The 17,865-nt window shown below is 59.6% G+C and carries 18 protein-coding genes; 16 read left to right on the top strand and 2 right to left on the bottom strand.

Going from position 1 to position 17,865, the window contains the following annotated elements; translation table 11 throughout:
* The first annotated feature begins 6 nt into the window (after positions 1–6).
* The 7 genes from FH08_RS0107090 to FH08_RS0107060 are packed head-to-tail and all read left to right on the top strand — an operon-like array spanning position 7 to position 6,145.
* Positions 7–1,170, top strand: a complete 1,164-nt coding sequence (locus FH08_RS0107090; protein ID WP_031357659.1) for an acyl-CoA dehydrogenase family protein — start codon at positions 7–9, stop codon at positions 1,168–1,170.
* Positions 1,160–2,725 carry an AMP-binding protein gene (locus FH08_RS0107085; RefSeq protein ID WP_035565536.1) on the top strand — a complete coding sequence of 522 codons (1,566 nt, stop codon included), beginning with the start codon at positions 1,160–1,162 and terminating at the stop codon, positions 2,723–2,725. The genes FH08_RS0107090 and FH08_RS0107085 overlap by 11 nt, the downstream gene beginning before the upstream one ends.
* A complete protein-coding gene (locus FH08_RS0107080) occupies positions 2,712–3,506 on the top strand; it encodes a citryl-CoA lyase (RefSeq protein WP_031357657.1) in 795 nt (264 codons plus the stop codon). Before FH08_RS0107085 ends, FH08_RS0107080 begins: the two co-directional genes overlap by 14 nt.
* Positions 3,503–3,979, top strand: a complete 477-nt coding sequence (locus FH08_RS0107075; RefSeq protein ID WP_031357656.1) for an acyl-CoA thioesterase — start codon at positions 3,503–3,505, stop codon at positions 3,977–3,979. The genes FH08_RS0107080 and FH08_RS0107075 overlap by 4 nt, the downstream gene beginning before the upstream one ends.
* Positions 3,976–4,779 (top strand): enoyl-CoA hydratase/isomerase family protein, encoded by an 804-nt coding sequence (locus FH08_RS0107070; RefSeq protein ID WP_035565531.1) that lies wholly within the window; start codon positions 3,976–3,978, stop codon positions 4,777–4,779. Before FH08_RS0107075 ends, FH08_RS0107070 begins: the two co-directional genes overlap by 4 nt.
* Positions 4,769–5,779: an amidohydrolase family protein gene (locus tag FH08_RS0107065; protein ID WP_051887852.1), complete on the top strand. Its 1,011-nt coding sequence runs from the start codon at positions 4,769–4,771 to the stop codon at positions 5,777–5,779. Before FH08_RS0107070 ends, FH08_RS0107065 begins: the two co-directional genes overlap by 11 nt.
* Before the next feature lie 48 nt (positions 5,780–5,827).
* Positions 5,828–6,145, top strand: a complete 318-nt coding sequence (locus tag FH08_RS0107060; protein ID WP_235210301.1) for a hypothetical protein — start codon at positions 5,828–5,830, stop codon at positions 6,143–6,145.
* A 63-nt stretch (positions 6,146–6,208) separates the two neighbouring features.
* Here the strand turns inward: FH08_RS0107060 and FH08_RS0107055 are convergent, their stop codons facing one another.
* Positions 6,209–7,168, bottom strand: a complete 960-nt coding sequence (locus tag FH08_RS0107055; protein ID WP_031357652.1) for an SDR family oxidoreductase — start codon at positions 7,166–7,168, stop codon at positions 6,209–6,211.
* A 90-nt stretch (positions 7,169–7,258) separates the two neighbouring features.
* On the opposite strand from FH08_RS0107055, the gene FH08_RS0107050 reads away from it, so the two are divergent.
* Both FH08_RS0107050 and FH08_RS0107045 read left to right on the top strand, forming a co-directional pair.
* The gene (locus FH08_RS0107050) at positions 7,259–8,155 is read left to right on the top strand and encodes a LysR family transcriptional regulator (protein WP_031357651.1); all 897 of its coding nucleotides are present in this window, start codon (positions 7,259–7,261) and stop codon (positions 8,153–8,155) included.
* Positions 8,156–8,337: 182 nt separating this feature from the next.
* Positions 8,338–8,688: a BON domain-containing protein gene (locus FH08_RS0107045; RefSeq protein WP_031357650.1), complete on the top strand. Its 351-nt coding sequence runs from the start codon at positions 8,338–8,340 to the stop codon at positions 8,686–8,688.
* Here FH08_RS0107045 and FH08_RS53240 read toward each other — a convergent pair.
* Entirely contained in the window at positions 8,685–8,825 is a 141-nt protein-coding gene (locus FH08_RS53240) for a hypothetical protein (RefSeq protein ID WP_235210300.1), read from the bottom strand. The genes FH08_RS0107045 and FH08_RS53240 overlap by 4 nt on opposite strands.
* Positions 8,826–9,213: 388 nt before the next feature.
* Between FH08_RS53240 and FH08_RS0107030 the strand changes: the two genes are divergently transcribed.
* The 7 genes from FH08_RS0107030 to FH08_RS0107000 all read left to right on the top strand — a co-directional run bounded on the left by FH08_RS0107030 (position 9,214) and on the right by FH08_RS0107000 (position 17,639).
* Positions 9,214–9,441, top strand: coding sequence for a hypothetical protein (locus FH08_RS0107030; protein ID WP_081889381.1), 228 nt, complete (start codon positions 9,214–9,216; stop codon positions 9,439–9,441).
* Positions 9,442–9,494: 53 nt separating this feature from the next.
* On the top strand, positions 9,495–9,791 hold the full coding sequence (locus tag FH08_RS0107025; protein ID WP_035565528.1) for a hypothetical protein: 297 nt from the start codon (positions 9,495–9,497) through the stop codon (positions 9,789–9,791).
* Positions 9,792–9,845: 54 nt separating this feature from the next.
* Complete coding sequence (locus FH08_RS0107020) at positions 9,846–11,009, top strand: flavin-containing monooxygenase (protein ID WP_051887850.1); 1,164 nt, start codon at positions 9,846–9,848, stop codon at positions 11,007–11,009.
* Positions 11,010–11,107: 98 nt separating this feature from the next.
* Positions 11,108–12,739, top strand: a complete 1,632-nt coding sequence (locus tag FH08_RS0107015; protein WP_031357646.1) for an acyl-CoA synthetase — start codon at positions 11,108–11,110, stop codon at positions 12,737–12,739.
* An 11-nt stretch (positions 12,740–12,750) separates the two neighbouring features.
* Positions 12,751–13,554 carry an enoyl-CoA hydratase gene (locus FH08_RS0107010; protein ID WP_031357645.1) on the top strand — a complete coding sequence of 268 codons (804 nt, stop codon included), beginning with the start codon at positions 12,751–12,753 and terminating at the stop codon, positions 13,552–13,554.
* Positions 13,555–13,823: 269 nt separating this feature from the next.
* Positions 13,824–14,933, top strand: a complete 1,110-nt coding sequence (locus FH08_RS0107005; RefSeq protein WP_031357644.1) for a poly(3-hydroxybutyrate) depolymerase — start codon at positions 13,824–13,826, stop codon at positions 14,931–14,933.
* A gap of 75 nt (positions 14,934–15,008) precedes the next feature.
* Complete coding sequence (locus FH08_RS0107000) at positions 15,009–17,639, top strand: glycoside hydrolase family 15 protein (RefSeq protein ID WP_031357643.1); 2,631 nt, start codon at positions 15,009–15,011, stop codon at positions 17,637–17,639.
* The last annotated feature ends 226 nt before the right edge of the window (positions 17,640–17,865 follow it).

Genomic DNA, 17,865 nt, shown 5'->3' with positions numbered 1-17,865 from the left:
AACACCATGACTCAAATCGATCACGAAGTGTCCATGATCCGAGAAACCGCACGTCGATTCGTGCGCAATCGGCTCGGTCCTCTCGAACAGCAAATCGAAACAGATGACGATGTCAGCACGGAGTTGCTTGCACAGTTGCGCTCGGAAGTTGCAGCACTGGGCTTGTACGGGTTCAACCTTCCCGAAAGTATGGGCGGACCCGGCCTCTCGGCCGCTGCGAAAGTGGCTATTCTCGAGGAGCTCACGCATACGTCGGTACCGCTGAGCGAGGTATTCGGTCATCTGCCGCTTCAACTGACCCAGACCAATGACCGCCAGCGAGCCGAGCTTTTGCCGGGCATCTTGTCAGGCGAGAAGATCGTCACGTATGCGCTGACCGAGCCTAACGCGGGATCGGACCTCAGTGGACTTCGCACCAGAGCGGAGAAAGTGTCGGGGGGCTGGTTGCTTAACGGAAGCAAGCACTTCATCTCGCACGCCGAGACGGCCGACTACATCATCGTGCTCGCGGTCACTGACGCGTCGGCGACGCTGAAGAACAAGCTCACTACGTTTATCGTTCGCCGTGGGAATGCAGGTGTCGTCGGGATGACGCGCTACCGGAAGATGGGATGGCGTGGATACCACCTCAATGGCTTCACCCTTGAAAACTGCTTCGTCCCTGATGAAGACCTGCTTGGTGAGCCTAACGCGGGCTTCCTGGGCATGATGCAGTCGATTAATCAGGACAGGCTGCTTTCCGCGAGCCGCTCACTCGGTCTCTCAGCACGTGCCCAATCAATGGCCTGTGAGTACGCACTCGAGCGCAAGGCATTCGGAGCAAATCTCGCGCAACATCAGGGAATCCAGTTCATGGTTGCCGATAATGATGTGGAAATTGAAGCGGCGAGAATGCTGATTCGCGCGGCAGCGGAACTGATTGAAGACGGAAACCCGCAAGCACACGTCGCCGCATGCCGTGCGAAGCTTTATGCGAGCGAGATGGGGTGTCGGGTAACGGATCGCGTACTGCAGATCTTCGGTGGAATGGGTTACATGACCGAACTCCCGATCGAACGCTTTTATCGCGATGCCCGGGCATTTCGTATCGGCGAAGGAACGTCGGAAATGCAGCGTATTCAAATTGCACGCGCCGCCTTTGCCGTGTCCGGAGGTCGTCATGGCATTTGATTTGCTTGAATCGGGCGACGCCGATCTTGTCGCCCTGCATCATGGCGAAAGAACCTTCACCCGCGGCGAACTGCGGATCGCGTCGCGACGAGCCGCTTCCTTTCTATATGAACTGGGGGTCAGGCGAGGCGACACTATCGCGGTATGGTTGCCCGACGGAGGCGTGTGGCTGCAGCTTTTCTTCGCGGCGGCGCAGCTTGGTGCGTTGATGGTGCCAGTCAGTACGCGATTCAAGCTGCAGGAAGCGCAGCATGTTGTCGGCACGGCGAAACCGAGCGTACTCGTGGTGCCGCAGAGTTTTCTTGATTTCGACTACGCGGGCGCGGGTCGTGAGATTCAGGCTTCCAGCGACGGTTTGCAGCACGTTGTGGAAGTGCCGCAATTCGATGGCTTTGAATGGGGTACGTTCGAGGCATATTCAAAGTGGGAAGGCCGGGACACAGATCGGCTTTGCACGTTCACGACGTCTGGAACAACCGGCAAGCCCAAGCTCGCCGTTCACACGGCAGGCGGAATTGCACGGCATGCGCACAACGTTGGGCGAATCAACGACATGCGCGTGGGAGATGTAGCGCTCTGCGCGCTTCCCCTTTATGGGGTCCTTGGATTTGTTCAGGCCATCGCAGCGCTTGCCTCAGGGGCTGCTTGCGTGCTGTTACCGGTCTTCAAAGCGGAAGCCGCCGCAGCAGCCATAGAGCGGCATCGCGTGACGCATTTTTTCGGGTCGGACGCAATGATGGACATGGTGCTCAATGCCGGAGATTTCTCGTTGGCCACGTGGCGCCGCGGAGCCTTTGCAGAATATGCAAGCCTCGGCCCAAACGTCATTGCCAAGGCGTGGGAAGCGTGGGGAGTGCGCCTCACTGGCTTGTACGGCATGTCCGAATGTTTCGCGATGACCGCGATGCGCGACCCCGAGGGAGACGCACAGCAGAGGGGCATGCCGGGAGGTACGCCTATTTCCCCTGAGATCTCGTTTCGAATCGTCGATCCTGCAAGCGGAGCTGTCTTGCCCGACAGGCAACAGGGTGAATTGCAGTTGCGCGGCTATAACGTCATGGCAAGCTATCTGAACAATCCTGTAGCGACAGCAGAAGCCTTCACAGCGGACGGCTGGTTCAGGACTGGCGATCTCGCCTACGCTGATAGCGGCACGTTTTTCTACCAGGCCAGAATCAAAGACAGCTTGCGTCTGCGCGGTTATCTGGTCGACCCAGTCGAGATAGAGACGTTTCTCGCGCAACATCCGGGCGTTCAGGCGGCGCAGGTCGTCGGCGTTCATCTCGATGGTGAAGGGGATGTGGCTATCGCTTTTGTTTGTCACTCAAAGACGCCCGCTACGGAGAACGAATTGATCGCCTACTGCAAGCAGGGAATTGCCGGCTTCAAGGTTCCGCGGCGCATCCTGCCAGTCGCTTCCTTTCCGCAGCAGGACGGTCCCAACGGCGTCAAGATCATCAAGAGTGTATTGCGGGAAATGGCATCGCAATGTCTTGGTGTTGGTCTTGTTCAAACCGTATCCGTAACACGGGAGATTAATCATGAAGCAAGCTGAAATTCGATCGGACATTGCATGGGCTACACCGACCAAGGTGGTAGTTCATGGCCTCGACCTGTGTGAAGACATCGTGGGCAAGATCGACTTCGGTCAGATGGCGTTTCTGCAATTGTTCGCTCGACTGCCTGAAGAGCGCGAGTTGCGCATGTTCAACGCGATGATGGTCATTCTTGTCGAACACGGCATTACGCCATCGTCGCTGGCAACGCGCATGACCTATGCCGGTGCGCCTGAAGCGGTCCAGGCGGCGGTCGCCGCAGGATTGTTGGGATTGGGGTCGGTGTTCGTTGGTTCGCTCGACAACGCAGCGCGGCTTTTACAGAAGTCACTGCCCGATCCGCATAACGTGCCGGACATCGATGTACTTGCTCGTGAGATCGTTGATGACTATCGCGCGCGCAAGGAGATTTTGCCGGGAATAGGGCATCCGTTTCACAAGCCGATCGATCCCCGTGCGCCTGCACTGTTCAAGGTCGCGCGAGAGACAGGATACGACGGACCCTACATTCGCCTCATGACGGCAATCGGACATGAAGCTGAGCGACAGCTCAATCGTTCTTTGCCGGTGAACGTCACAGGCGCGATGGCCGCGGTGGCATCGGAAATGGGTATTGGCTGGCAGATCTGCCGGGGACTGGCGGTTGCCGCGCGGTCGGTCGGCCTGGTGGGCCACATCCTGGAAGAAATGCGTCAGCCAATTGCCACCGCGCTTTACCTGCGCACCGAACACGAGGCCAGTGCGCATCTGATCCCGAAGGAGCACCAGGAGGGAGTATGACGGCCTTCGAACAAGACGAGATGCTGTCAACGCAACGCTCGATGGCGCAATGCGGTGACTATCGATTCTGGACTGACGAGAAGCTGAGGAATGCCGATACCGATCAGTTCAGACACGTCAACAACGCCGCCATCGCGACATTTTTCGAGGCGGCTCGCATGGAGATCTTCACACCGCCCTTAATTCATACGCTGATGGGCGGTGCGAACCTCGAGGTGGTGAAGCTGCTGATTGAGTTCAGTGCTGAGTTGCATTTTCCCGGATACGTGCGTGTGGGAAGCACGGTCGTTGAAGTAGGGAACACATCGTTCAGGGTACGGCAGGGCTTGTTTGGAGGAGTGGATGACACCTGTTGCGCGAAGGCGGAAGCCGTGTGTGTCCTCGTTCATGGCGAGACAGGACGTCCCCATCCAATCACGCCTGAATTGCGCGCATATCTTTTGACCCACGACGGTAGGGAGACTTTCGCATGAATGGGAACAAAGTTTTGTACGAGCGGCGTGGAGACGTTGCGCTCCTGACGCTCAACGACCCCGACCGCCGCAATGCGCTGTCCCGGGAGATTGTCCGCGGATTGTCGAGTACGCTGGACACCGCGTTAAGCGAAGGCGTCCGCGCGGTCGTGATAACCGCGGCTGGACCTGCATTTTGTGCCGGCGCCAATATCGACGACCTTCGCGACGGATGGATGGAGTGCCCGCACCCGGACGAAGATCCGGCGGTCATGTTCAAACGTATCGCCGAGTTCGATCGACCCGTGGTCGCTGCGGTTCATGGTGCTGCGGTGGGCGGTGGAATGGAACTCACGCTCGCTTGCGATCTTGTCGTCGCGGCCGACTCAGCGTGGTTCTCCATGCCTGAGTTAGGTCACGGGGTGATTCCGAATACCGGCCTCGCGTTGCTCTTTCGTGTCGTCGGCGTTCGCCGCGCATTCGAATTGATATTGACGCGCCGGCGCGTGCCCGTGGAGGAAGCGTTGGACATCGGTCTTGTTAACCGTGTCGTGCCAGGCGACAAGGTCCTCGAGGGCGCGTTGTCCCTCGCTGAACAAATCGTGGAATCAGTGCCGCCTGGTGCGCTAAAAGCCGCCAAGTTCAATCTGCATGCGCACGCGGCGATTGATTGGACCCGTGTGCTGAGCTCTCCGCTCGATGTTCCAAAGGAAGAGTGGCAAGAGGGACTGACCGCCTTCACGGAAAAGAGAGCGCCGGATTACGGGCGCTTTTGGGAAGAGACCAAACACCAAATCAAAGGAGCAAGCCTTGATCATTGACCTTCATGCACACGCGCTCGACGAGCAGTTCATTCACGATCTCTCGAAGACGCCAGTGGCCGGGCTTCGCGCAGAACGCGGAGACGACGGGTATTGGGTGATTCGCCGGCAAGGCGATGACCGCAAGAGTTCGATTGATCCGAACCTGCACGATCTTCCCAAGCGGCTCGAGAGCCTGCGCAACCGTGATGTGGGGCTCCAGCTGTTTGCGCCCCCGCCGTTCATGCTGGCATGGCCGGGCGGCGCCTCAGGCGTAGAGCTTGTCCGTGCGTTGAATGGGGCGAGCCATCGCACCGCGGAGCAATCCGACGGCCGGATGGAGATGTTGGCGGTGCTGGCCCTTGGGGAGCCCGACGTCGCTGCTCAGGAACTGCAGCGCGCCGTGGACGAGTATGGCGTGCGCGGCGTAATGATGCCGAGTTCCGCGGGAGGGAAGCCGCTCGATGGTCCCGAGTTTGCGCCTTTGTTCGCGCTGATCGAGAAACTCGGACTCGTCATCTTTATGCATCCGACCTCTGCAGTGACATCGGAGCGGTTTGGAATGTATGGGGTGCATGTGCTTATCGGATGGCCGTTTGAAACAACACTGGCCGTCACGCGAATGATCTTCGAGGGGCTGCTCGAGCGTCATCCAACGCTGAAGCTGGTGCTTGCACACGGTGGTGGAAACCTGATGTTCTTGCGAGGCCGTCTCAATTCAGCTTATGAGGCGACGGGTTGGGAGGCCGATCCGTATTTTCGCAAGAACATTACCCGGCCGCCGAGTGAGTACCTTGACCGTCTTTACTACGATACCTGCGCATTGAGCGAAGACAGTAACCGCTTCACGATCCTGACAATGGGCGCAGAGCGGGTCGTGTTCGGCTCGGACTATCCGTTCGATATTGGCGACCCCGAAGGTCGACGCTCGGTCCCGGTGGTGGATGCGCTGCCTGAAGCGGAGCGGCAGATGATTTACAACGGCAATGCGCTACGACTGCTTGAAGGAGCAGGTCGCTGATACGCGAATGCGCCATTTGAGGAGAGTAACGTGACGGAGACGAATGACATGTCGATCCTGGCCATTGCGGAACACACTGACGCGTCGCTGAAGGCATCAATGAGCGCGCCACTCTCGATTGCCCGACGACCTTTGGATCCAATAGATATAGCCCGTCTGCAGGGACTCGCGATCGCAAACGCGGAAGATGCAAGCTTGTGGCGGTGGTTCTCCCTGATGTTGCAAGACACCCGCATAAGGTGGTGCGTGGCGCACGGCAACTGGCTGGTTTCTGTTGAACATCGGCATGTGGCAACTGAAGCGAGCTTTGACGAGGCGATGCGGGCAGCAAAGGCCAGGTTCGACGGACCAGATAAACGGCGATGACTTGTTGATTTCCAAGTCAACGCATTGACACCCGGCTCGATCGATCCGTCACATTCGTTTCGCTCAGATGCAACGCAGCGAAGTCAGCGTAGTCTTGACCGCCTCATCCCAAGGCGTATGCGGCTCCTCACCCAGCGTAGCCAGCAGCGGCGCATTCTCCATGCGTATGGGCTCCTTCCACAAATAGCGCATCTCCCGCATTTCACGGAACATCTCCGAGAATGGCGACATCAGCGGAAGCACCCACCAGGGGAACGCACGCACCTTGATGCGGGGCTGGTCGACCGAGCGTCTGATAGCGCCAATCATCTGCGTGCCATCGGCGTCCCAGTGACCCCTCATATGAAAGGCCGCGAAGTCGGGCAGCCGATCTTCCTGTTCGATCAGACGCACCATGGTAAGCGCCACGTCGGGCACATAAGCCCACTGATGTCCGATACCCGCTTTGCCCGGATAGAACATGGCGCGGATGGGTTTGCCCGGTTTGACGAGCCCGCCTGAAAACCAGCTATTGCCATTACTGCCGGGACCGAAAAAATCGCCTGCCCGGACGACCAGGCTGCGCACGCCCTCCGAGCTTGCCGCCTGCAAGCGGCGCTCAAGCTCGACGCGAATCGCACCCTTATGCGTGAGCGGTTCCTGAGACGCCGATTCGCGTAATACAGGGAACGCGTTGGGGCCGAAGTTATACACCGTGCCAGGCAAGACGATCCTTGCGCCTGAAGCGCGCGCAGCGGCAATGGTGTTGTCGATCATCGGCAGCACGAGCTGCGCCCAGTTACGATATCCCGGTGGATTGACCGCGTGAACAATGAGTTGCGCGCCGTCTGCGGCCGCGACAACATCCTGTCGATTCATCGCGTCGCCCTTGATCCAGTCGAATCGATCGTCGCGGTTGGTCAACGAAGCGGGGTCCCGATGCAACGCGCACACCTTCCAGCCACGCGCAGCGAGTTGCCGCGCCACTTCACCGCCGATGCTGCCGGTAGCCCCAAGAATCAATGCCGTGCGAGTGCTCGTCATGTTTGCCTCCTGATGTAATGGTGATTATTCTTGCGCAGGCGGCAGTTAAATGAAATTATCGATACCAATAGAGCGGATATACATTTTTGTATGACTGAGACTGAACCTAGTTGGGATCTCTACCGGACTTTCCTTGGCGTGATCCGCGAGGGTTCGCTGTCGGGGGCGGCGCGTTCGCTAGGGCTGACGCAACCGACGGTGGGGCGTCATGTGGATGCGCTCGAACAGGTCATGGGCTATGCGCTTTTTATCCGTACGCAACAGGGTCTTAGCCCTACGCAGGAAGCGCTGGCGCTTAAACCCTTTGCCGAAGCGCTGGAATCGAATAGTGCTGCGCTGTTGCGGGCGGCGTCGAGTCAGGGCGTGGCAGTCCGCGGCACCATCCGTATAACTGCCAGCGACGTCATTAGCGTGGAAGTGCTGCCGCCTATCATCACCGCGCTGCACGTCGCTTACCCTGAACTGGTCATTGAACTGATGCCGTCGAACCGGATTGAAGACCTGCTGCAGCGCGAAGCGGACATTGCAGTGCGGATGCAGCGGCCAAGCCAGGGGGTGTTGATTGCGCGGCGGATTGGCGATGTCGAGCTTGGGCTCCATGCGCACAAGCGTTATCTGGAGCGACGCGGCAAGCCGGCGAATATCGACGAGCTCGCTAACCATGCGCTTATCGGCTTCGACAAGGAAACCGCTTTTATTCGCAGCGTGAAGGACCAGCTGCCCGAGCTGCGCCGGGAGCTGATGGCGTTACGCACTGACAGCGACCTCGCTTCGCTTGCGATGCTGCGGGCGGGTTTCGGTATTGGCATGTGTCAGGTGGCGCTTGCTCGCCGCGACCCTGACCTGATTCGTCTTTTCCCTAAGAAGATATCCCTTCGACTGGATACCTGGCTTGCCATGCATGAAGACTTGCGCGACAACCCGAGTTGTAAGGTCGCGTTTGCAGCGCTGGCTGAAGGACTGGATCGATACGTTCAAGGGGCCTAGGGAAAAGCCTCAATCCCTAAGCCGCGATTGTGTAAAGCACTTGCATATTGACTAATACCATCGTCTGATCGACGCGCAGTAGCATCTCTGATTAGATCCCCTCTAGACCATGGCCAGTCTCAAGGCGGACGTGACTGGAAATTTCGTCGACTGCTTTTTTCTCATCTTTTCTGGGGAACATCATGCAAGTGCTTAAATTCGCCGTGACAACGGCCGCAGCGGCTCTCATTGCTTTCCCGGCCTTCGCGCAAAACGCGAGTGATACAGCGTCGACCGCGCCTCCGGCCGCTTCGGGCAAGAAAGCCGTGCGGGCACAAAATCACCAGATCGAAAAAACAGTTCGCCGGGCGCTGACGAAAACAAAGGGGCTCGATTCATCTGGCATCACGATTCTGGTGAAGCACAATGTTGTGACCCTCGACGGAACGGTGCCGGATGAATCGCAAATCGCGCTCGCAGAAAGTTCTGCGAAGGACGCTGCGCAGTCGAACAAAGTAACGAACAATCTTACTGTCAGGGAAGTCGGCAACTAGAGCGTCAGCGGTTGTACCAAACAACCGCTTGATGCAATGCCCATCACGGGCAATCTTGTCGACGAAATAGCCAAAGATGCGGTAACCCCCCACGAATAGAGACCATCGACGAGAAAGTCGCCGACGGTTGCGGCCATGGGATGCTCCAGTGGATGGTGGCGAAGGCCATTAACTCAGCAATGGGTATTCCACGCTGGGCACACAGGCGGCGCTGTCTTGATCGCGCGGCACATTTCGGCGACCGGGCCGAGATCAAGTCGATGTGCGAACTCGATTGCCTCGTCCAGGCAGACTGCGACCTCTAACGCTCGGCCTTCGCTGTTTTCCAAGGGCCGTGGCGCCGCTTTGACCCCGCTAAATTGTGCATGACGCTCCGCGCCAGAAAATCCCGGCGCGGAGCGTCATGGCGGACAAGCGGGTCTAATTCAGGCAGCGGACTGACGGACTTTGGCTCGTGGAAGGGGCATCCGTTATGACCTTGGCGGAACTCGGAGGACATCTCATACGCCGCATGCGCCGGCTTGCGTGCCCGGTTCACTCCTCCGTGTGGCCGATGAGCGACGCGCTCATCCAGGATTTCATCAGGGCGCGGGCGGCGGCGAACAGATCGAGCTTGGCAGCCGTGGTTTCATCTCCTTTGGTGTGGGTTCCGATGAAATGACGAGCCAGCCTGCTTCGCGTGTGACATCGGCGCGGGAAATTTTTCGCGCGCCGCGACCGGCGGGGTTTGCTGTCAGCAATCCAATCGTATGATGAGAATTTTTCCGCGGTGCACACCTCTAAGTCGGAGGCAGCGGACTAGAGAAATGGACTACGCATCGATTCAACCTGCGCTCACCACCCTGTTGCGCAATCGGCCGCTCGGCACCACTGCCGATATCAACAAGCAGACGGTTGCGTACTGGGACGGCTATGAAGTCAGAGGCATTCACTTGCGGCATGACCAGAGCGGCCGGCTCGATGAGGATTTTGACTTCGACGAGCGCACACTCAATCAACTGCACGCGGATCTGGTCGCGTGGATGGCCGCGCCTCGTTATACGGTACGACCGGAACTCGTGCACTGGCTGAAGGACGCTACCCCGTTCAACGCAGGCGACTGAAGCAACCTGCCCTGACTCGTGCAGTGGCGAGAATCAGGCCTCGTGAGGGCACACATGGAACAGCAGGCAGATACGCTCGTGAAAGGCGCCGGGCCTGCAGGCCTCGCGGTTGCTGCGTGTCTGAAGAAGCGGGGAGCATCCTGCATCATTGTGGACCGGGCGAGCGAGGTCGGTTCGAGCTGGCGCCATCATTATGACCGTCTGCACCTTCACTCCGACCGGGATCGCTCGGCCCTGCCGTATCTTCCGTTTCCCGCTGGAACCCCACGTTATCCGTCGCGCGAACAGGTGATCGGGTATCTGGAACTGTACGCGCGGCATTTCGAGCTGGCGCCGCACTTCAACGAGGAAGTCAGGACTGTACGGCCGTGCGACCGCGGATGGATTGCGACCACGACTGCAGGCGTCTATCATTCGCGGCGGGTCGTCGTGGCCACCGGCTACAACGCCGTTCCCTACCTGCCACAGTGGCGCGGCCAGGAACGCTTCCGCGGCCGCATGTTGCACAGCAGCGAGTACCGCAATGGCGAGTCATTTCGCGGCCAGAGCGTTTTGGTCGTCGGGTTCGGAAACAGTGGGGGAGAGATCGCGATCGATCTCCACGAACATGGCGCACGCGTGGCAATGGCGGTGCGCGGGCCCGTGAACATCGTCCCTCGCGAGATTCTCGGTGTCCCCATACTCGCTATCTCCATCGCGTTGAACCACCTTCCTGCCCGGCTCGCTGACGCGCTGGCTGCACCCCTCGTACGGCTCGTTATCGGAGACATCACCAAGCTGGGTTTCCGCAAGCTCCCGATGGGCCCCTTTGCGCAAATCAAGGCGAGGACACGGATCCCGCTCATCGACGTCGGTACAGTCAAACTGGTCCGGGAGGGCCACATCGAGGTACTCGGAGACATTCGCGAGATGGGCGAGACTGACGTGACATTTGATGACGGGCGTTTGCGGGGCTTCGACGCAATTGTTGCCGCAACGGGGTATAGCCCGCGAAGCGACTGTTTCCTGGAGCCGCAGGGCGATATCCTCGACGTGAAGCAACCGCGGCCGCCCAGCGGTGGGGAGAAAAAATCCGGGCTGCATTACTGTGGGTTTATCGTTTCGCCGACCGGCATGTTGCGCGATATCGGAATTCAGGCGCGACGGGTTGCAGCTGATATCGCGCGCCTCGAGGCAATTACAACCGACAACGCCGCCACTGCGTCCTATCGCGCGTAATATCGAGTGCGAAGCGTGAGAGGCGAACCTCGCCATTCGAATAGACCAGCAAAAAATAGAAGGCTAAACGGGACAAGGGAGATACGGTGAACAACGACATGTACGAAGAGGGGTTGAACAAAACCGCTGCCAACTTCGCAGCACTGACACCACTGACCTTCATCGAACGTGCGGCGTCGGTATATCCAACACTGCCCGCCATTTCGCACGGCGCGGTGCGACGCGACTGGGCGCAGACCTATGCGCGCACAAGGCGTCTAGCCTCCGCGCTGAGCGTTAGAGGCATCGGCGTTGGCGACACGGTCGCTGCAATGCTGCCTAATATTCCCGAGATGGTCGAGGCACATTTCGGTATCCCAATGATTGGCGCAGTCCTCAACGCGCTCAACACGCGACTCGATGCAAACACGCTCACGTTCATGCTGAATCATGGCGAAGCGAAAGTGGTGCTGGTCGACCGCGAATTCTCCGCCGTGATGCGCCAGGCGCTCGCGAACGTAGACCATCCGATTCTCGTCGTCGATGTGGACGATTCCGAATATGCCGGGCCGGGAGAGCGTATTGGTGAACTCGATTATGAAGCGCTGCTGGCGAGCGGCAATCCTGCATTCGAATGGGCGCCTCCGTCCGATGAATGGAATGCGATCTGCCTGAACTACACGTCAGGGACAACGGGATATCCGAAAGGCGTCGTCTATCACCATCGCGGGGCGTACACCAACGCGGTCAGCAACATCCTCGAATGGGATATGCCAAAGCACGCGGTGTACCTCTGGACGCTGCCGATGTTCCATTGCAACGGCTGGTGTTTTCCCTGGACCGTGGCCGCGCGGGCGGGCGTCAACGTGTGCTTGCGCAAGGTCGATGCGAAGTCGATCTTCGATCTGATTCGCCGCGAGCGAGTGACGCACTATTGCGGCGCGCCGATCGTACAGAACCTGCTGGTCAATGCTCCCGAGGAGATGAAAGGCGGGATAACGCACCGTGTCCACGCAATGGTCGCCGGGGCGGCGCCGCCTGCTGCGATGATCGAAGGAATGGAGCGGCTCGGCTTCGAGTTGACGCATGTGTACGGCCTGACTGAGGTTTATGGGCCGGCGACCGTGTGTGCGCAGCAAGCTCAATGGAGCACGCTCGACATAGGTGAACGGGCGAGCCTGAATGCGCGGCAGGGCGTGCGTTATCACTTGCAGGATGCCGTGACGGTACGCGACCCTTTGACGATGCAGGAAGTGCCGGCGGATGGAGAGACCATCGGCGAGATCATGTTTCGCGGCAACATCATGATGAAAGGTTACCTGAAGAATCCGGCCGCCACACAGGAAGCGTTGCGCGGTGGCTGGTTTCACACCGGAGACCTGGGGGTCGTCAATCCGGACGGTTATGTCCGGATCAAGGACCGCAGCAAGGACATCATTATTTCGGGTGGCGAGAATATTTCAAGCATCGAAATTGAAGATGTGTTGTATCGCCATCCAGCAGTACTCGCGGCTGCCGTCGTTGCGAAGCCGGATGCTCGTTGGGGTGAGACGCCTTGCGCTTTCGTTGAGTTAAAGGCGGGTGCAACAGTAAGCGCGGCGGAACTGGTCGCGCATTGCAAAGCCCATCTCGCCGGTTTCAAGGTGCCGCGCTCGGTCGAGTTCTGCGAGTTGCCGAAGACATCGACTGGCAAGATACAGAAGTTCGAACTGCGTAAGCGCGCCGGGTCGGTCGCGGCCATCGACGTATGACGGAGCCGAACATGGACGAAAGCGTAAGGCCAGAACCGCTGGTGATCATCGATAAAGAACTCTACGGCGTGCCCGGCGCGGTGCAGATAACGCTGAACCGGGCCGATGCATTTAATGCGTTATCCGAATCATTGATCGACGCGCTGCAAAACAGCCTGGACGAAGTGGCTGAATCGGATGCGCGGGTGGTTGTGCTTGCAGGCGCGGGCAGGGCGTTTTGCGCAGGCCACGATCTGAAGGAGATGCGGGCCACACCGTCATTCGAGTACTATCAGGCTCTGTTTGCTCGCTGTTCGCAGATGATGTTGACGATCCAGCGCATGCCGCAGCCCGTGATCGCACGCGTGCACGGAGTCGCGACTGCGGCAGGCTGCCAACTGGTCGCGATGTGCGATCTGGCAGTGGCCGCAAGCACTGCTCGTTTTGCCGTGTCCGGGGTCAACCTGGGATTGTTCTGCTCGACGCCCAGTGTGCCGCTGTCGCGCAATCTGTCTCGCAAGGCCGCATTCGAAATGCTTGTGACGGGCGACTATATTGATGCACAAACCGCGTGTGAGCGGGGCCTTGTGAATCGCGTCGCCACGCCCGAACGGCTCGACGATGCGATTCGTGCACTCGTGGCGAGCATTAGTGAGAAGCCGCGTGCAGCGATCGCGGCCGGTAAGCGTCTCTTCTACCGGCAACTGGAGGCAGATATCGATACGGCGTACCAGCTGGCCGGAGACACGATGGCACGCAACATGCTGGACGACGCGGCTCTCGAAGGAATCGAGGCATTCATTCAGAAACGCACGCCGCGGTGGCGCGAATCGTAAGGTGGTGAATGCAGTTGTGCGCGCGCCGGCCGTGACGCCATGGTTTGGTGTGCCTCGCGCGGCGTGTGCAAGCGAACCGAAGGCTGTTTATATTTGCTGAAAAACTTCGATGCCGACCGTGATTTATTGACTAGAATTCATTCGATGCATCCGCGCCAGAACGTGGCGTGCACCGTTCGAGTGCCAGTGTCGAGATGACTCTGCTGCGAGGGCGGCGATTCCTTTAGCGATGCTGACGAGAAGCACATCGAACCGCGAAGGACGCGCCCATGAGAGCCATCCTGTGTATCTGCGCCACGGTGCTCGCGACGCTGTCGGCAAGCTCTTTCGCGGACTCGACCACCATTCCGCCATTACCGGCGCTCAACATCGATATCACGCAGACGTCCGTGTCCGGACTATCCTCCGGCGGGTTCATGGCGGTGCAGCTTGGCGTCGCCTATTCTTCCATCATCAAGGGCGTAGGGGTGGTCGCGGGCGGCCCCTACTATTGCTCGCAAGACAGCGTGCTGATCGCGACGACGAAGTGCTCGTGCACGCTCCTGCCCGGGGGCGCATGCGAAGTCACGCCGACGAGCACTGACGTGCCGAAGCTCGTTTCGTTCACGCAGGCATCGTCAGCGAGCCACGGCATCGACGATGTGGCGAACATCGTTGCACAACGCGTGATCACAATCTCCGGTGCGAGCGATGCCACTGTGCCGTCGCCCGTGGTCACGCAACTGCAGGCGTATTACGCCGCGCTTGGCGTGCCGGCGCAAAACATATCGAAGATCGAACTCGCCAACGCGGGCCACACCATGCCAACCGTGAACTACGGCGTGGCGTGCGAGAAGTCCGAGTCGCCGTTTATCGGCAAGTGTCACGTCGATGGCGCGCAGGCGATTCTCGGCTGGATCTATGGCCCCGGTGCGCTTGCCCCGACCACCGCGTCGACGAAGAAAGGGAGCTACATCCGCTTCGATCAGACTCGGTATCTGCCAGCTGACCGTCCTGCGAGTTTCACCTGGACCACGGGCATGGACACCACCGGCTGGCTATATGTGCCGGCCGCTTGCAATGCGGGGCAGGCTTGCCGTCTGCACATCGTGCTGCATGGGTGCGAGCAGGGCCAGGACTACTTGCCGCTCGAATCGCCGCCGGGCGGTGGCCTCTTGTTCGGCACTACGTTCGTCCGGCACGCGGGTTATGCGCAGTGGGCGGACAATAACCAGATTGTGGTGTTGTTTCCGCAAGCGGTGTCGATCCCCGGACTGAATCCGGATGGATGCTGGGACTGGTGGGGTTACACGGGGGACCACTTTGCCGATCAGCAGGGCGTGCAGATGCGCACGATCCGCAACATGATCGACAGGCTGGTTTCGGGCGCGACGCCTTGAGCGACTGCGTTTGTTCGAGCGCAAGCGCCAAGGCTGTGGTGAACCAGGGAAGGGTATGCCATGAAACTCGCGACCATGCTTCGGTGGACCATCGCGGTAATGGCGGCGAGTGCTGCGTTGCTGCTCGGCGCTGCTCATGCCACAACTTCCGGTGAGGCCTTCGGCACTCCGGGCGCGCCGGCGATGCATGGACCGGCGCAGAAGTCCTTCCTCGGGACGGCGCTGAGTCCGGCTTCGCAGGTGTACTTCACGGGCTATCGCGGCATCGTGTCAGAGGTGTATTATCCGGTGCTCGACACGACCGAAACCGTCGACCTGCAGTTTCTCGTCGGCGATGCCGCAGGCACTTTCGTCGATGAAGAAAAGCTTCAGCCTTATACGGCCGTGCAGGCCGACCCGCGTACGATGAGCTGGCAGGTAACAACAGGCAATGGCGCTCACAACTGGCAGGTCGTCAAGACCCTCTACGCCGATCCAAAACGCAATTCGCTGATCGAGCGTGTCACGTTCCAGGCGCTGAATGGCACGCATGTGAACGACTACAACGTGTATCTGCTGTTCAAGCCGCATCTCGACAATGCCGGTTCGAACAACACCGCGACTACCGCCTCCGCCGCCAATGGCCGGGTGATGCTGGTCGCCAACCACAACACGCGCTATTCGGCGCTTGCCGCTTCGCTGCCGTGGAAAATACAAGGCGGCACCACGATGGTATCGAACGGCTTCGTTGCTCAGAGCGACGGCTGGACCGATCTGCTCGGCGGGGCATCGCCGGACAAGAGGATGGACTGGACTTATTCGTCGGCGACCAACGGCAACATCGCGCAGATGGGCTGGCTCGACTTCGGCAGCAGCAGTGCGACGAGCATCTCGTTCAACATCGTGCTTGCGTTTGACAGTACGTCCGCAAGCAACGCGATGCAGACCGCGACCGCCACGCTCGGCGACGACCTCGATGGTCTACGCACACAATACGACAGCGCGTGGCATGCCTACGCCGCGGGCCTCTCGACCCAAGGCAACACCGCTGACGACGAGTACTACCTCGCCGCGATGACCCTCAAGACAATGCAGGACAAGAGCAATGGCGCGATGATCGCGGGCATTGGTACGCCATGGGGCGAGACACAAGGCGACGGCAACATCGGTGGCTATCACCTCGTGTGGTCGCGCGATCTCTTCAAGTTTGCCAATGCGCTGATCACGGCTGGCGATACGAACACACCTGCCACGGTCGTCCATTACCTCTTCGATACCCTGCAACAGAACACCGACTGCGGCACCGCCGAATACAATGCCGACGGTTGCGCGCAAGGGTTCAGCCGCGTCGGCCGCTTCCCGCAGAATTCGTGGGTGAGCGGCTGGCCTTATTGGCAGGGGACGCAGATGGACGAGCAGGCGATGCCGATCCTGCTCGCGTGGCGTCTCGGCCCGGGCGTCTATAACGCGCTGTGGCCGAAGATCCTTCTGACTGCCGACTACATTCTTAGCACGGGTCCATGGACCTTTCAGGATCGATGGGAGGAGGACTCGGGCTATTCACCATCGACGATTGCCGCTGAGGTGGCGGGCCTCGTTGCCGCTGCGCGCATAGCCGTTGACAACGGCGATAACGCACGCGCAGCCAGCTACCTTGCTGCCGCCGACTATTGGCAACAGAACGTGACGCGCTGGACCTACACCAACACCGGCTTTTACGGCAGCAAGAAGTACTACGTGCGAATCAATCCGGCGAGCAAGAGCCAGGCGGGGAGCTCGGGTATCAGTTCGCAGATCTACGAGCCAACCAGCTATCCCGACTCGGGGCAAAGCTTCCTCGTGAAGAACGGTGGCGGCATGCAGGATGAACGCGCAGTGGTCGATGGTGGTTTCCTCGAGCTGGTACGCATGGGTGTGAAGCGTGCCAACGATCCCACCATTGTTGGTACGCTCGCCGCCTATGACGCCGTGCTCGCGATGAACGTAACGGGCTCGAACCCGGCGTGGTTCCGCTACAACTTCGACGGCTACGGTGAACACAACGACGGCAGCAATTACGACGGCACCGGCGTCGGCCGCGCATGGCCCATCTTTACGGCCGAGCGGGGTATGTACAGCATCGCGAGCAGTGGAGTGGGCAGCAGCGGTGCCTCGTACCTTAACGCGATCAAGACCTACGCGACGCCGGAAGGCTTCATCCCCGAGCAGATCTGGACCAACACCATGACGCTGCCCGGCAACTGGCAAGTCGTGACGCCGCCGGGATTCACGGCCGGTGCGCCGACCAAATCAATGGCGCCGCTTAACTGGGCGATGGGCGAGTACATCAGCCTGCTGGCATCGATTCACGCGGGCAGGGTCGTCGATATTCCATCCATCGTGTGCGCGCGTTATAGCAATTGCGTGATCGCGCCGGTGAGCGGGCAGGCCGGCGTCTCGATCAGCGTCCAGGCCGCGACGCAGCCGGGGCAGTACATGTATGTAACCGGAAGCACGGCCGCGCTCGGCAACTGGAGCACCGACCTCGGACTGCCGGTGGACCCGGCCAACTATCCGGTATGGAGCAACACGGTGAATCTCCCGGCGGGGAGCAGCGTGCAATACAAGTACTACCGCAAGAACGCCGACGGAAGCGTGACATGGGAGAACCTGCCTGGCGGCGGCAATCGCACGCTGAACGTGCCGGCGTCGGGCGGCACTGCATTGAACGATACGGTCGGCTGGTGAGCCTGGAGCGGTGGTATGTGCCTTGGGCAGGGATCGCTCCTCTGCCGGTTCCAGGCGATGCAAGAAGCGAACATCGTCCGGGTCAAGCCAAATCGGACGACCATTTCTGTATCACTTTTAAAACGGCCGACAAATGCTTATGCGATCGCGGTTTGAAGGTCGCAAAGGCGCGGTTTCAAATGACGTTGCAAAAACCGGATGCGCCTCCAGTAAGGGATTGAGCGTA

It is taken from the genome of Caballeronia sordidicola (assembly GCF_000729995.1).
Taxonomy (GTDB): Bacteria; Pseudomonadota; Gammaproteobacteria; order Burkholderiales; family Burkholderiaceae; genus Caballeronia; species Caballeronia sordidicola_A.
This window is presented reverse-complemented; position numbering and strand designations above follow the sequence as displayed.